Origin of the sequence: Bacillus pumilus (genome assembly GCF_038738535.1) — a bacterium.
GTDB lineage: Bacteria > Bacillota > Bacilli > Bacillales > Bacillaceae > Bacillus.
Window position 1 is genome coordinate 268,809 of sequence record NZ_CP046128.1, and the last position, 15,398, is coordinate 284,206.

General features: G+C 40.2%; 15 protein-coding genes. 10 read left to right on the plus strand and 5 right to left on the minus strand.

The features are described from left to right. Nucleotides 1-78: 78 nt before the first annotated feature. The 4 genes from GKC25_RS01475 (at nt 79) to GKC25_RS01490 (ending at nt 2,565) form a co-directional block, all read left to right on the plus strand. On the plus strand, nt 79-444 hold the full coding sequence (locus GKC25_RS01475) for a VOC family protein (protein WP_034664286.1): 366 nt from the start codon (nt 79-81) through the stop codon (nt 442-444). 186 nt (nt 445-630) lie between these two features. Further along, nucleotides 631-1,104: a hypothetical protein gene (locus GKC25_RS01480; protein ID WP_052004388.1), complete on the plus strand. Its 474-nt coding sequence runs from the start codon at nt 631-633 to the stop codon at nt 1,102-1,104. Between the two features lie 18 nt (nt 1,105-1,122). Further along, a complete protein-coding gene (locus GKC25_RS01485; RefSeq protein ID WP_034664284.1) occupies nt 1,123-1,461 on the plus strand; it encodes a DUF4288 domain-containing protein in 339 nt (112 codons plus the stop codon). 243 nt (nt 1,462-1,704) lie between these two features. Further along, entirely contained in the window at nt 1,705-2,565 is an 861-nt protein-coding gene (locus GKC25_RS01490; protein WP_034664282.1) for an alpha/beta fold hydrolase, read from the plus strand. 39 nt (nt 2,566-2,604) lie between these two features. On the opposite strand, the gene GKC25_RS01495 is transcribed toward GKC25_RS01490, so the two are convergent. Both GKC25_RS01495 and GKC25_RS01500 read right to left on the minus strand, forming a co-directional pair. After that, nucleotides 2,605-4,032: an alanine/glycine:cation symporter family protein gene (locus GKC25_RS01495; RefSeq protein WP_034664280.1), complete on the minus strand. Its 1,428-nt coding sequence runs from the start codon at nt 4,030-4,032 to the stop codon at nt 2,605-2,607. Between the two features lie 33 nt (nt 4,033-4,065). After that, complete coding sequence (locus tag GKC25_RS01500) at nt 4,066-5,046, minus strand: glutaminase (protein WP_012008818.1); 981 nt, start codon at nt 5,044-5,046, stop codon at nt 4,066-4,068. Between the two features lie 517 nt (nt 5,047-5,563). Between GKC25_RS01500 and GKC25_RS01505 the strand changes: the two genes are divergently transcribed. The 3 genes from GKC25_RS01505 to GKC25_RS01515 all read left to right on the plus strand — a co-directional run bounded on the left by GKC25_RS01505 (nt 5,564) and on the right by GKC25_RS01515 (nt 9,073). Further along, complete coding sequence (locus GKC25_RS01505; RefSeq protein ID WP_034664278.1) at nt 5,564-6,850, plus strand: ATP-binding protein; 1,287 nt, start codon at nt 5,564-5,566, stop codon at nt 6,848-6,850. Between the two features lie 4 nt (nt 6,851-6,854). Beyond that, nucleotides 6,855-7,796, plus strand: coding sequence for a response regulator (locus GKC25_RS01510; RefSeq protein ID WP_034664276.1), 942 nt, complete (start codon nt 6,855-6,857; stop codon nt 7,794-7,796). 191 nt (nt 7,797-7,987) lie between these two features. After that, on the plus strand, nt 7,988-9,073 hold the full coding sequence (locus GKC25_RS01515) for an SEC-C metal-binding domain-containing protein (RefSeq protein ID WP_034664274.1): 1,086 nt from the start codon (nt 7,988-7,990) through the stop codon (nt 9,071-9,073). A 53-nt stretch (nt 9,074-9,126) separates the two neighbouring features. Here the strand turns inward: GKC25_RS01515 and GKC25_RS01520 are convergent, their stop codons facing one another. Further along, the gene (locus GKC25_RS01520; protein WP_034664272.1) at nt 9,127-10,167 is read right to left on the minus strand and encodes a DUF4352 domain-containing protein; all 1,041 of its coding nucleotides are present in this window, start codon (nt 10,165-10,167) and stop codon (nt 9,127-9,129) included. A 454-nt stretch (nt 10,168-10,621) separates the two neighbouring features. Between GKC25_RS01520 and GKC25_RS01525 the strand changes: the two genes are divergently transcribed. Beyond that, nucleotides 10,622-11,551, plus strand: a complete 930-nt coding sequence (locus GKC25_RS01525) for an aldo/keto reductase (protein ID WP_187704310.1) — start codon at nt 10,622-10,624, stop codon at nt 11,549-11,551. Nucleotides 11,552-11,582: 31 nt separating this feature from the next. Here GKC25_RS01525 and GKC25_RS01530 read toward each other — a convergent pair whose 3' ends face one another. Further along, nucleotides 11,583-12,548 (minus strand): sensor histidine kinase, encoded by a 966-nt coding sequence (locus tag GKC25_RS01530; RefSeq protein WP_187704311.1) that lies wholly within the window; start codon nt 12,546-12,548, stop codon nt 11,583-11,585. A gap of 11 nt (nt 12,549-12,559) precedes the next feature. Next, nucleotides 12,560-13,261 carry a LytR/AlgR family response regulator transcription factor gene (locus GKC25_RS01535; protein ID WP_034664265.1) on the minus strand — a complete coding sequence of 234 codons (702 nt, stop codon included), beginning with the start codon at nt 13,259-13,261 and terminating at the stop codon, nt 12,560-12,562. Nucleotides 13,262-13,422: 161 nt separating this feature from the next. On the opposite strand from GKC25_RS01535, the gene GKC25_RS01540 reads away from it, so the two are divergent. Continuing rightward, nucleotides 13,423-14,163 carry an ATP-binding cassette domain-containing protein gene (locus GKC25_RS01540; protein ID WP_024427223.1) on the plus strand — a complete coding sequence of 247 codons (741 nt, stop codon included), beginning with the start codon at nt 13,423-13,425 and terminating at the stop codon, nt 14,161-14,163. Continuing rightward, a complete protein-coding gene (locus GKC25_RS01545) occupies nt 14,163-15,338 on the plus strand; it encodes an ABC transporter permease (RefSeq protein ID WP_106043345.1) in 1,176 nt (391 codons plus the stop codon). Before GKC25_RS01540 ends, GKC25_RS01545 begins: the two co-directional genes overlap by 1 nt. The last annotated feature ends 60 nt before the right edge of the window (nt 15,339-15,398 follow it).

Here is a 15,398-nt window from a genome sequence, read left to right on the forward strand (position 1 = left end):
ACGATTTGTGCCTTTTTTCATACGATTTGGGATAAGCTATAAAAGAGAAGATGGACGGACAAGAGGAGGATGAAGGGTATGATTAGCGTTAGTCCTTATATTGTGGTAGACGATGTGAAGGAATCTCTTCAATATTATCAAGGAATTTTTGGCGGAGATATTCATATTTTAAATGAACATCAAGACCGTGTGCTGCATGCGGAACTTCACCTTGGAGAATCATTGCTTCACTTTTCAGATACGTTTGGCCGCACACAAAAGCCCGAGAATCTCAGATTGATTATGCAGTTTGACAATGAAGAAGAACTAAAGGCAGTATATGAAGCGCTAGAAGCTGACGGAGATGTACTGGTCGAATTACAGGATACGTTCTTTGGTGCACTTCACGGACAAGTACAGGACCGCAAAAATGGGTTGATCTGGGTGCTGAATTATATGAAATAGATGAAGACAAAGAGCTAAATAAAGATCATGCAATGATATAAAAATAAAAAATGATTGTGGACACAGCAACCTCAAAAAACAATTCCCTTATATTTACCTTAAATCTATTGAATATCCAATTAATGTAATATGATATATAATTTGTTATTCAATTGAATTTCTAATAAACTATAAGGAGTATTGGACTTGATCAAAAAAATAATTTCCACACTACTAGCACTATCTGTATTTACTTTTGTTTTACAAGCACCAGCAAAGGCAACAGAAAACGAAAATATTGTGATTAACCCAAATGATTTAGTATCCTCTGAAGGAGAAATAAATCATGATCAACTTGCAGAAACAAAATTTGCAATTCCGATCCCTTTCTTCTTTATTCCAGGATTAGGACAAGTCGCAGTATTAGCAACTGGGGCTGTCATTGTAGGTGGTATGATATTTTCTTCAAACTCTTGGGAAGCTCAAGTTGTTAAACATCACAAAATGACAGCAAATGAATTCATCTCAAAAAACAGAAAAGGAAAAATAAGAGGTGAATTTCCAACAGAATATCTAAATAAAACCATTGATCAAATTAATAAAGATGCAAAAAAGGGTATCAAAAAAGCAAGAACAGCTAAAAAACTTTTAACTGATAACAGATTTAAAAAGAAAAAATAATTAAAAGGTGATAAATCTATGTATGATCTCTTTTCAGCAAAATTATTGTTTGAATCCATACCGTCTCCCAAAGTTAGACCTGATAAGATATTTGAAGAAAGAATCGTATTAATCAAAGCAAAAGATCAAGATGAAGTTAAAAAAATTATAGAAAAAAGTTTTCCAGAAGAAACATTTGGAAATGGGGATTACGGACAAACAACAAAAAAATTAGTAGCAATCCTAGATATATTTGAACTTGTAGACAATTTAGAAGAAGAACCACTTCACTTAAGTGAAGTGTATTGTCGTTATCTTTCATTTGATGAAGAAATATCTCCAAAAGAAGCAATAGAAAAATATTCTCTAGATAAATAAAAATCGTAAAAAAAGCAGACTGATTAGAGTCTGCTTTTTTAGTTATTTAGTCATTTAGCACAAATACATATCTTCTCTGTTTCTTTCGCAATAAGGCACCAATTCGCTGTTCAAGGATCCTTGGTCAAAATTCTAAGACCTTCACTATTGTGAAGGTTTTTTTGGGAGTGTTTTTATTTTCTGAAAAATGGAAAATATGCTATGTTGGAAGAATAAAAGAACAAGGAGAAGGGTGGCAAAGGGATGGAGCAAATTGAATTTCAATCGATCCAAACAAATGGTGTAACACTTCACACAGCAATGGCTGGACCTGAGGATGGCCCGCTGCTTGTACTGCTGCACGGGTTTCCTGAGTTCTGGTACGGCTGGAAGAACCAAATCATGCCCCTGGCTGAGGCAGGCTATCGTGTCGTCGTTCCTGATCAAAGGGGCTACCATTTAAGTGATAAGCCGGAAGGAATCGAATCCTACGTATTAGATCAACTGAGAGATGATATCGTAGGGCTGATTAAGACGCTTAGTCCGAATCAAAAGGCGATTGTGGGAGGTCATGATTGGGGAGGAGCTGTTGCTTGGCATTTGGCATCCACACGTTCTCAATATGTAGAGAAATTAATCATTGTCAACATGCCGCATCCGCGGGTCATGATGAAGGTTCTTCCGTTTTATCCCCCGCAGTGGAAGAAGAGCTCCTATATCGCTTTCTTTCAGCTTCCAAATGTGCCAGAGGCAGCACTTCAGGAAAATCACTTTCAAAAGCTGGATGAAGCCATTGGATTGACTGCAAGACCACATTTGTTCACGAAGGAAGATGTATTAAGCTACAAGCTGGCTTGGACGCAGCCAGGTGCCATGACCTCAATGCTGAATTGGTACCGCGCCATCAAAAAGGGCGGCTTTGAAAAGCCGATATCAAAACGCATTTTAGTACCTGTTCGCATGATCTGGGGGATGGAGGACAAGTTTTTAAGCAGAAAGCTGGCGAAGGAAACGATGAAGATTTGCCCAAATGGTCAGCTGATTTTTGTCGATGATGCTTCTCATTGGATCAATCATGAAAAGCCAGAAGTGGTGAACAAACTCATACTCGAATTTTTGAACTAAAGAAAAAAGCTCTGATCAGAGGACCAGAGCTTTTTTTATTTATCCGATTTGATTCTTTTTCAACGAAGCAGGTTCGTCGTCCCAGCATTCAATTTTCTCATTGTTTGGAACGGCATTTTTATAGAAGACAGGGTCCTTGCCTTCTTTTTTCTGTCTCGTATAATCCTTCAATGCTGCAAAGGCGACCTTAGACAGCATGGTAATGGCGATGAGGTTGACGATGACCATGAGTCCCATGAAGAGATCGGCTAGACCCCAAACGAGAGGAACAGTTGCAACTGCACCGAAAAGAACCATTCCAATAACGGCAATTCGATAGATGTTAAGCCAAATTTTGTTGGCACCAAGGAATTCAATGTTCGTTTCACCATAGTAATAGTTACCGATCAATGTACTAAAGGCGAATAGGAAAATCATGATAGCAAGGAATCCAGAGGCCCATGGCCCAATGTGCTGACTGAGTGAAGCCTGTGTTAATTCAATTCCTTGCAGGTTCGTTGTTTTGTACGCATCAGAGAATAGGACAAGGAAGGCTGTGCTCGTACAAATAATTAACGTATCTGTTAATACGCCAAATGCCTGGATTAACCCTTGTTTTACAGGGTGACTTGTCACGGCTGTTGCTGCTGCGTTAGGTGCACTACCCATACCAGCCTCATTTGAGAAGAGACCGCGTTTAATCCCTTGTAATAATGCCCCGCCTAGTGTTCCGCCAGCGAACTGTTCAAACCCGAAGGCATGTTTCACAATCGTACTGATGACACCAGGAAGTTCAGTGATATTTGTCACAATAACAAAGAATGCAATTCCGATATAAGCTAGAGCCAGTACAACGACAATGTATTCAGAAGCTTTTGCAATGGCTTGGATTCCCTTGAAAATGATTGCTGCAAAAATAACAGCCATTACAATACCGACTGTTAAACGGTCTAATCCAAAGGAGTTTTCAAAAGCGACGGTGATCGTATTTGATTGAACCGCATTAAAGACGATTCCAAAAGAAATTGTAATTAGGATCGCAAATAAAATTCCCATCCAGCGCTTGTTTAACCCTTTTTCCATGTAATAAGCAGGTCCACCGCGGAATCCTGTTTTATCTTTCACTTTATACACTTGGGCTAATGTACTTTCAACAAAGCTTGAGGCAGAACCGATAATGGCTACGATCCACATCCAAAAAATTGCCCCAGGTCCACCAATTGCAATGGCGATAGCAATCCCTGTGATATTCCCTGTTCCTACACGTGCCGCCATACTGATGGCAAATGCTTGGAACGGTGATATCCCCTCTTTTTCTTTTCTTCCTTCTTTCAGGACACGCACCATTTCTTTAATCATTCTCACTTGCAGGAAGCGTGTTCTATATGTGAAGTAGACCCCTACTCCAAGTAACAGAGCAATCACAATATAAGTCCAAATAAAATCATTTGTATTTGTTAAATAAGATAGCAAAGCTTTTTCGTTCATAACATCACCTCTTCGAATTCATGACTGTTCATTTTAAAAAATACTGAGATCCCACTCTTTGGCGAGCTTTTTCAGCATCATGACACCGGTAATACTATTTCCGCAATCGTCAATGGCGGGACCATAAATACCAATTCCGCAGCCTGTCTGAAATGGGAATTCTCTTCTTGCGCTTGGCGGAACGCAAGCCATAATTCCTCCAGACACACCACTTTTGGCTGGAACGCCTACGAAAGCAGCAAAATTACCAGATGCATTATACATGCCGCATGTCAGCATCAATGCCTTTGTTAGTCTTGCGATATCCTTTGGTATGACTTGGACCTGTTTAAAGGGATGGTAGCCATCACTTGAAATAATCAGTCCAATCAAGGCGATGTCCTCTGTTGTGACCTCGATGGAACATTGCTTTAAATACACTTCTAATGTCTCTTCGACATCTGATTCTAAGTAATTGGTTTCTTTTAAGTAATAAGCAAGAGCACGGTTGCGGTGCGCAGTTGCCCATTCTGATTGATAAACCTCTTCATTAACAGATGGACGCTTTCCTATTAAGTTTTCGATTAAATCGAAAATATATGCTAGCTTTTCTGTAGAAGTCTTTCCGGGAAGGATGGAGGATACGGTAATAGCTCCAGCATTAATCATTGGATTAAAGGGCTTCCCCGGTTTATGCATCTCAAGGCGGTAGATGGAATTAAATGCATCACCAGTTGGCTCTACATCTACCCGGTCCAAGACGTAAGGAACGCCTCTTCCTAAACAGGCAGCTATAAAGCTGATGACTTTTGAGATACTTTGCAGGGTAAAGGGAACGTCCCAATCACCATATCGTACAGATGATCCATCTGGGCCTATCACGCTGATACCAAGTTGAGAGGAATTCACTTTTCCGAGTGCTGGAATGTAGCCAGCATTCTGCCCGTTTTTGTAATACGGACGTATTTCTTCTGCCCATTGATCAACAGAAGACTGGCATGCGTGTTGTGTATTATTAGAAATTGCTGTTTTCATACGATTCCTCCAATCAAAAATCAAAAAGTACCCTATTGAATTGGCGGATGACAAAAAATGCGATCAAATAGGCACGAAAACATGTTACACATCTTCAAAGAACTTGTCATGCGCTGCTTGTACCACTCCTTTACACCTAAATATATGTTCAATTGAAGGCTTTGGCGGCGAAAAAACAAAAAGGGTTTTTAGTGAAAATTCAGAAAACGCTTACATATAGTTTCACTAAAATTGTTCATTTAATTTATCTTGGAAACTACACAATCTGACGAAAATCTACAGAAAAACTTACAAATAAAAATCGGTTTGTCGATGATTGTCTAAACAATTCCCATTATTGTAGACAATCACCAAAACGCTGAATAGCTGAAAGGTCACCATGCCGTCTCGGAGAATAGTCATAAAAAAGGATTTTGGGGAAAGAAGGAGCCGTGAAAATTATTTTTTTGCACATTGTGAAGAAAAGAGTCTCCTTGTATACTGTGGCTATGCAAAAAGGGGAAGGGATGTCAGTCATTTGAGTTTAAACCAGCTTGTCAAAAAAGACGCATTCATTTTAATTTTTATGGTGGTTATTGTGCCGCTTGCAGGAGAACTGAAGTTTTATCCTGTGAATGAGACGTTCCGGATCAGCTTTGGCGCACCTGCGTTTTTCTTTTGTTTATTACTCTTAAGGAAATCTAGACCGTTTTTGCCTGGGTTTTTAACAGGCGCAGCCATTGTGCTTTTTCGAGTAGGCTTAGATCTGATTCAGCATAATGCTGGACTGGCTGCATCATTTTATCAGCAATTCCCAAGTTTCTTCTTCTATTTTACATATGCTTTCCTGTTTTTTGCCGTCCGTACGGGACGTTTTAAACAGCGCTCTATTTTTATTGGGATCATTGGTCTCATGATCGAATTAGTAGCTGATTTTGTTGAGCTGTTTGTACAATTTTTAGTGTTTGGTACGACGATGACATTATCAAAGCTGAGTGATATGTTTCTCATTGCGTTTGCTCACAGCTTTGTGGTGATCAGCTTTTTTAATATGATGAAGCTGTACGAGGCACAATCAAGAGAGAAGCAGATCATGAAACAAAATGAGCATATGATGATGGTCATTTCAAATTTATATGAAGAAACGGTTCATTTAAAGAAAACGTTAAAACATACAGAGCATATTACGCAAGAATCATACAGACTTTATCGTCTGCTGCATGAACACGAAGCAGGCAAGAAAGTGAGTCAGGAGCTGTTGAAGCTCGCAGGAGAAATCCATGAAGTGAAAAAGGACAATCAGCGTATTTATGCTGGTCTTTCGAAGCTGATTTCTAAGGAAAATATGCAAGACTATATGAAGGCTGAAGAGCTGGTTCAGATTGTCATCCGCATTCAAGAGAAATATGCGTTATCTCTAGGGAAAAACATCTCTTTTACATCTGATATAAGGGGCATTCATTTGCATGATTACCATGTGTTCATTTTCTTATCGCTCATTAATAATTTAATGGCAAATGCGGTTGAAGCCATAAAGGATACTGGAATGATCTCACTCGTATTAAAAGGAAGTCATGATAAAATAGAGATTCGGATTGAAGATGATGGCCCGGGGATTCCTGAAAAAATGAGAGAAATTGTATTTGATCCAGGCTATACTTCTAAATTTGATGCATATGGAACACCATCAACTGGGATTGGATTATCCTATGTGAAAGAGTTGGTTAAAGAGCTTGGCGGTCAAATTAAAATCGAACAAAGAGAAACAAAGGGAACAGCTTTTCAGCTAATCCTTCCTATACAAAATTTAATACAGAGAGGGTGAGTGTATGCGGTTTTTCATTGCAGATGATGATCGTGCAATACGCTCGATTTTAGGACAAATCATTGAGGATGAAGATTTGGGAGAGGTCGTGGATGAAGCCGATGACGGAGTTGGATTAGAAGCACATTCATTGAACCTAAAAAACATAGACATCCTTCTGATTGACCTTTTAATGCCTGCTAGAGACGGCATTCAAACGATTCGTCATATTCACCCTGAATTCAAAGGTAAAATCATGATGATTTCCCAAGTAGAGGCGAAAGAGATGATGGCAGAAGCCTATGAATTAGGGATCGAATATTATATTCATAAACCTGTCAATCGAATTGAGATCGTCAGTGTGATTCGAAAAGTCATGGAGCGTATTAAGCTGGAGAAATCGATATATGATATTCAAGCTTCCCTTCGCCATGTGCTGCCGTTAGAGCCTGTAATTTCTCATGATACGACGGGTGCTGGGGCGAAAAAAAGGACGATGAAAGAGGCAGGGGAATTTCTCTTATCCGAACTGGGAATTGTCGGAGAGAGCGGATCTAAGGATTTACTAGAGATCCTGATCTACTTACATGAAACACAGTCAGCCAATTCTCATGAGGTCAATTTCCCGCCGCTAAAGCAACTCTTTATCAAAACAGCGGAGAGGAAGCTGGATGATGGGGCAACCGATGTCGAAGTGATGAGAGAAGTGAAAGCAGCAGAGCAGCGGATTAGACGCGCTATTCATCATTCCTTGAATCATTTTGCTTCACTAGGATTAACAGATTTCTCGAATCCTAAGTTTGAGCACTATGCGTCGAAGTTTTTTGACTTTACCGATGTCAGCCAAAGAATGAAAGAAATGCAGAAGACCTCTTCATCCGCAGGATCGACAGGCAGAGTCAATACGAAGAAGTTTGTTCAAATCTTTTATTTTGAAGCAAAGCAGTTATTTGAAGGAATGAGCTGAAGAAAAACTGTTGGAATGATTGGAGAAAATAAACAGAAAAAGACTGCTATTCCTATGATCTGTCGTGATCTTCATGTACCTTTGTTATTTAACTGATCATTCTGATTTTTCTTTTTTCTTGAAAATAAAACTCTCCTGTGCAATCGTTTGTTAAAATAGTGAGGTTAGACTAGAATGTCGGAGGTTTTATTTTGGGAAAAATTAAACGAAATGCGCTCTGCCCATGCGGAAGCGGAAAAAAATATAAACATTGCTGTGGTCAAAAGTCAGGCGGAGAACAAACGTCTGAGCTTGTGTTTAAGGAAGCTGTACAAGTTCAAAAGGATTTAATGAATTATGCTTTCTCTAAGCATCAGAGAGCCATTAATCAATTCATTAATGAGTTTTCTTTCCTTGCAGATATGGATAAAGAAACGCAACAAATTTCAGTTTTCCATTTAAGTGTATGGGGCATTTTCTTCCGTCCATTAACGGATCAGAAAGAAACCATCTTCCAAGAATTCCTGACAAAGAAAGCAGAGGATATTACCCGTCCGAAAACAAAACAAGTGGTTCAATCATGGACAGACATGGAACCATCTTTGCTTTTATTAAATGAAAAAACGGACGAGTCTCTTTACTTTGAGAATATGGTGACAGCGGAAAAGGTTGAAGTAGATGTAAAACCTGATCAAACAGTGCTTCCTGAAAAAGGAAGTCTCGTGCTTGGATTCCCTGTTCAATTTGAAGAAAAAGCAGAGTTTTTCATTCAATATACGATGTTTGCAAAAGAGTTTACAGATACGCTTCTTCTTCAAGTTCGTCAGCTTGTTGAAGCATATGAGGCAAATGGAGGAACGCGCAGCACATTTATGAGAGAATCATTCCCTGACGTGCTGAAGTGCATGTTTGCGAAGCAAGAAGTAGAAGAATCAGAAACATCTGCTCAAACAGAAGGCGATACAGGTCTAACAGCAGATCGCATGGACTGGGCAAGTGATGTTCAGCTGGAAACAGCTAAGCTGATTGAAGACGGAATGAAGGAACACGGGGACCAAAGCCTGACTGATGGCGCTTTAACTGTGTGGAAAGCCTATTGTGATCAGAAATCACCTGTAATCCGTAAAGCGGCATCATTTGCTGCGGGAATCGAATATTACATTCATTCACTTGCAAGCGATGCCCCGCTTTCTCAAGCGCAAATAGCGAAAAAGTATGGCATTAGTGCGTCTACTGTATCGAGCCGTTTTAAAGATATTGAAAAAGCGGTGAAAGAAGAGCAAGAGGCGACTGTATAGCATAAGAAAAGACGCGGCACCTTCATGGGCCAGCGTCTTTTTTTAGTTCATGATTATCTTGTTTTAATAAAACCGCTCATGTACTGCGATGTATTATAATCGTTGAGGTCAATTTTCCACTGACCATCCCCGTTACGTTTCATTTTCACTTCGTATTCAGCTGGGCTGGAGACTGGAGGAAGCTTTTCGAATTCAGATGCGTACATGTTTAAGCTTTTCTTATACAATTCTTCTTTAGAGCGGATCTTGCCGTTGTAAAACTCGTCTCTTTGCTTGTCTAGCTTGTCTTTTAAGTTAGAAGCATCAAGGCCTGTTACTTTAGCGACAACCTTCGCCTCGTCATCAGAGATGGTTTTTACACTTGTTTCTACTTTGGCTTTATCCTTCATGGTGTTTTGAATACGTTTGTACATAGACAGAATATCACGGTCACTTACTTCATTTCCGTAAATGCCGGCACTTCTTTTGAAGTCTTTCACAAACATGTCGTGGTATTTATTGACGACATCTGACTGGTTGTCACCCGTTAAATCTGCAAACTGATCGTTCTTTTTGTCAAAGACAATCATATCGGTATAAGCGGATAGCGCCTTTGCAGGGTTATCCAGCTTTTTCGCTGTATCCAGTATTTTGTTTCCATCTAGGTTGATTTCAATCGAATCACTGTTTTTCTTGATGCTGTCTTGGTACACGAACTGATATTTTTTCCCTTTGTCTACTAGGAAATAAAGAGCACCTGATTGTGATTTGCCTTTGTTCAATGAACCGAGGTCAAGACGGTCTTTACTGCCGTAAAATTTTAAATCAGTTACTTTGGCATCGTCCTGATAAAGGGAGAAGTCAGAGCTATATAATGAAAGAGCCTTGTCACCTTTGTTTGTAATCGTCAGGTTGACTTTTAGTACCAATTCATTGTCTCTTAGCGTAGTTGTTGAGTCTTCTGGTAACGTATATTCGTAGCTGTTGACTTTTACCTCTGCTGTTTTTGTTGATTTTTGATCAGTGTTGCTTGATTTTGCTGAGCTCTGGCAGGCTGCAGAGATGATCATCACGAATGAAATCATGAGGAGTGCACTTATTTTTTTAAGATTCACAGTTGATGCTCCTTTGCTTTTCTTTCGTCATTTCATTCCCGCTATCTGACTATGAAGAAAGAAACAGATAGAATGGTATATTCGGGTGTTAAAGGGGAAAATCTCCTTATGACGATTTGCACTTTTCATTCTATCGGAATTCAATCATGATGAGGAATAGGTTTTAGTCCCTATCTTTGAAAGAAATTTACACAAACATCTTTAATAAAAGGAATTTTTTAAGCCTAATATACTAGTTAATAAGAATTAATTTATAGATTTATCATGGGTTTTAAATGTTTTTTAGGTAAAAATTTTGAAGTGGAGGTGTTAATGCTTTCAGAGAGATGACTATATGTCCATTTATTTTCTCACCGTCCACCTCCCAGTTAATTTTCAGAGAGCAGGATACTTGAATGTTGAAAAGGATTCATGGGAAAATAAGGATGATTAAGCGGATAAGGGAGATGAGCTTTTGAAAAAGGTAACGCTTGGACGAACTGATTTACAGGTGAATCCGATAGGGCTTGGTACGAATGCGGTAGGTGGACATAATTTGTTCCCGAACCTGAGTGAAGATGCCGGACGAGAGCTTGTGGAGACGGCTCTTGATCAAGGTGTCAATTTCTTAGATTCTGCTTTTATTTATGGGCTGGGCCGTTCAGAGGAATTGATCGGTGAGATCATTGCCAAAAGAGGCGGCAGAGAAAACCTTGTCCTTGCGACAAAGGGGGCTCATAAAGAAGTAAACGGACAAATTGAACTGGATAACAGCCGGGACTTTTTAAGAGAGCAGGTCGAAAATAGCCTGAAACGACTGCAAACAGATAATATTGATTTATACTATATGCATTTCCCGGACGGCCGGACGCCGCTGGAAGAAGTAGCAGGCACATTAAAGGAATTGAAGGATGAAGGAAAAATCAGGGCAATTGGTGCATCAAACCTTGATTTCGAACAGCTTCAAGCCTTTAATCGAGATGGCTACTTAGACGTGCTTCAGTCGGAGTATTCTCTGCTGAAACGTGAGGCAGAGCAGGATCTTCTCCCATACTGTGTCGAGCATCGTATTTCCTTTATTCCGTATTTCCCGTTGGCGTCAGGCCTGTTGACTGGGAAATTTACGAAGGATGCGACATTTGATGATATTCGAGCAAAAGACCCGCTTTTCCAAGGCGAGGCGTTCCTTCAAAACCTCGAAAAAGTAGACAAGCTGAAGGCAATTGCACAATCAAAGAACGCTGAAACGGCACACGTCGCACTGGCTTGGCTTTTAGCGCAGGAAGGCATCGACGCCATCATTCCAGGTGCAAAACGAGCTGAGCAAGTTCTGCAAAACTTAAAAACAAACGATGTTCAATTAACAAAAGAGGAAATCAATCAAATTGATCACATTTTCTCTTAACATAAAAAAGGTGCCTAGCTGCACCTTTTTTTTATGACATCGTGAGGGGGATTTTGATGACGAGCCGCAAATTTGGAGAACGGTAAGTGAAATCAAGTGTACCGTCTGCCTTTTCAACAAGCTGATGAATGATATACGTCCCCATTCCTTGATGATCGCCGCCTTTTGTCGAGCGGCCATAGGTTTTGAACAAATGGTCTAACACGTGTTTTTCCATTCCTTTTGTGCTGTTCTCACAATGGATTAAAAAGAGCCCGCTCCGAATAGAGGTCGTGATTGAGATGCTTCCCTCGTTCCCGGCTTGCTTCGCTTCAATCGCCGCATCTAGGGCATTATCAAGCAGGTTGCCAGTAAAACTAACCTGATCCGCCTTAGAAAAGGGAAGCGATGAAAATGGTGCTTGAAGGTCTAGTGAAAGGGCAATGTCCTCTTTTTCAGCCCGCTCAAAAAAGGGGTGCAAGGTTGAGGCCAAATAAGCATTTTCTCCTTTAATCCATGGGAAATGTTTCACGTATTGCTGAATCAAATCCTTGATCTCATGTTCGTCGTTCGACGTGGAAAAGGCATTTAAATGTCTAGCTGTTTCATGATGTTTACTGCGCAGCTCAAGCAGCAATTCATTGGTTCTTGATTCTGCGTTGATCAGCTCTTGAAGCCGTCCATTTAACCGTCTCTCCGTCTGCATCATCTTCAATGAAAGGATATCTGCTGTCATGATGATCATCAAAGCCAAAAGAGAGCTCAGCCCATTTCCTTGCGTCAGAAAAAGGGAAAGACCTGCACAGGTGAAGAGCACAAAAGCGCCCAGCATCACATAATCACTCACATGAGGCAAAAACCTTTTGTATATGAAGAATGTATAAAGACAAATCACACAAAAGGTGAGGAGCCACAGCACCCCAGATGATAGCGGCAGAAAAGCTTCAACAGCTGCGTGAAATGCAAGACCTAGCCATATGAGAGCATACATGCGGAATCCAAGATAGAAATCGTTCACGTTCGTTCTCCTTAAAAATAGTATTTCTTAAAGTATTCTAATTGCTGCTTGGTCATCATGGCTTTTTTATCCGTACCTTCAAAAGACACGATAAACGAATTTTTGGCATACGCCGAGAAGTTCTTGATGTAATGAATATTGATGATAAACGATCGGTGGGAGCGGATAAAATCTTTTTCAGCCAGATCGCCCTTTAACTCGTTTAATGTCTGATATGTCTGGATATCTCCTGTTGTTGTGACAATGGTGGTTGACCGGCCTGTTCGCTCAACAAAAATGACATCCTTCTTTTGCAGCACATGAATATCTGACTGCTGCTTAATGAGAAGCCGTCCATGAATGCTTTTCTCCTGCTTGGTGGACAGATAGCGATCTAAGGATTTGGCAATTCGATCGGCTTGGTAGGGCTTCATAATATAATCATGAACATTTAAATCAAACGCATGGACCGCATATCCACTGTTTCCTGTCACAAATACAACATCGACATTCAGTGCGTGAGAGTGAATGAGATCCGCTAATTCATAACCGGACATTCCGGGCATTTCAATGTCTGCGAACAACAGATCAATGTCTCCCTGTTTGACCTTCTTATATGCATCCTCTGCTGACTGCGTGACAAAGACAATGTCTACAGCCTCCATTCTGCCCACAATGGCATGCAGCTTTTCTAAATCTACTCGGTAATCATCAACGAGACCTACTTTTATCATAAAAATCACCTGTGACTCTTCTTATTATTTGTCTATTTTACCATTTGTTTTTTTAAAATAGATCATTTCAAGACAGAAAAAGGACGTTTCGCGACATTTTTATGTCAGAGAAGCGTTATTTTTTCTATCATAGACTTAGAAAGTTGAAAGGGGCGAACCAAATGATTACTCTCAGCGATTGCAGCTGCTGGTTTAAAGATAAGAAAAAAGTCGTGAAAGCAATGAAACACATGACGTTCTCCGTGAAGGAAGGGGAAGTCGTTGGTATCTTAGGAGAAAATGGTGCAGGAAAAACCACATTATTGCGCGCCGTAGCCACATTATTAGAGCCTACGCACGGAACAGTCACTGTCGCAGGCTTTGATACGGTGAAAGAAGCAACTGAAGTGAAAAAGCGAATTGGTGTTTTGTTTGGCGGTGAGACAGGGCTTTACGATCGTTTGACGGCACGAGAAAACCTTGAATACTTTGGCAAATTATATGGCTTAGATCAGCATGAAATCAAAGCAAGAATAGAGGATCTGGCAAAGCGTTTTGGGATGAGACAATATATGGATCGCAAGGTGAAAGGATTCTCAAGAGGAATGAAACAAAAGGTGGCGATTGCTAGAACCTTGATTCATGATCCTGACATTATTTTATTTGATGAGCCGACAACAGGCTTAGATATCACATCAAGTAATATTTTCAGAGACTTTATTCATCAGCTCAAGCAGCAAAATAAAACCATCCTTTTTTCAAGCCACATCATGGAAGAAGTCAGCCAGCTTTGTGACAGTGTCATGATGATTCATCAAGGAGAGCTTGTGTACAAAGGGACACTTCCAGAATTATATACACAGGAACAAAGTGATGACTTGAACTATATCTTTATGTCGAAGCTCGCTAGGGGGATTTCATAATGTGGAAAACCGTATTTTTAAAAGAAATGACAGATGCACTCAGGGACCGAAAAACCTTACTCTTAACAGTGCTGATTCCTCTTTTGACGATGCTTGGACTGGTGTTCTTTTATGAAAGCATGATTGCAGATCCAGGGGATGAAACCTATACGGTCGCAATCAATGAAAAGCTTCCAACTGAAATGAATCAAATGATCAAAGAGGTCAAAAACCTCACGCTTGAAACATTTGATGACCCGCAGCAAGCTGTCAAAGAAGGGAAGGCGAATGCTTACCTGGAAATGCCGAAAGAGGCTGACGACATGCTTCAGCATCAAAAATCATTTGAGATTAAAATTCATGGGTACACAACAGATGATGATTCTGTCATAACGGTTCAAATGCTGCAATCCTTACTGGAGCAGTATCAAAACCAAGTCGTAGAAAAGCGTTTAGCAGCTGATCAAATTAATACGTCTGTTATTCATCCATTTCAGGTGCAGGCCGTTGATGTAGAAGAAGGCGATGAAGGGGAAAATGGAATGACCGCTATGCTTTTGTCGATTCTCCTTCCGATGATTTTGGTGACCTCCGTTATCTCAGGAGCTTTGCCAGCTGCGCTTGATATTGTAGCGGGTGAAAAAGACCGGAAATCCATTGAAGCGTTGTTCCTGACACCTGCCAGCAGACTTCATATTCTCATAGGAAAATGGCTTGCTGTCTCTATGTTTGGTATTTTAAGTGGAATTGTAGCAATCGGTATGCTGCTTCTATCCACGCTGCTCTTTACAGAAAAGCTAAAACAAGCACTGAACTTTGGTGATCAAATGTGGAGCATTATCGCCGTCATGTTTGCGGCACTTATCATCTTCTCATTCATGGTATCGATGATTGAACTGCTACTCAGTGTCATTTCAGGCTCAGTCAAAGAAGCGCAGTCGTACATGTCCATGATCATTACATTAGGTGTGATCCCAATGTTCTTTACCATGAGAGCAGGTGCTACGCAGCTAGATACGTACTACTTTGCTGTCCCATTCCTTAATATTCATGCATTGTGTAAGCAATTGATGTTTGGCATCATCGATCCGATGTCCATCACTCTGACACTCGGCTCCTCAGCCCTCGCAGTCGTCATCTTGTTTGTCATCGTGAGAAGCTTGTTTATGAAAGAGAAATGGATGCTTGCGAAATAAAGAAAGTAAAACTTGTAGATTATTCTACAAGTTTTTTTATATCCAGAGATTCATATAAAA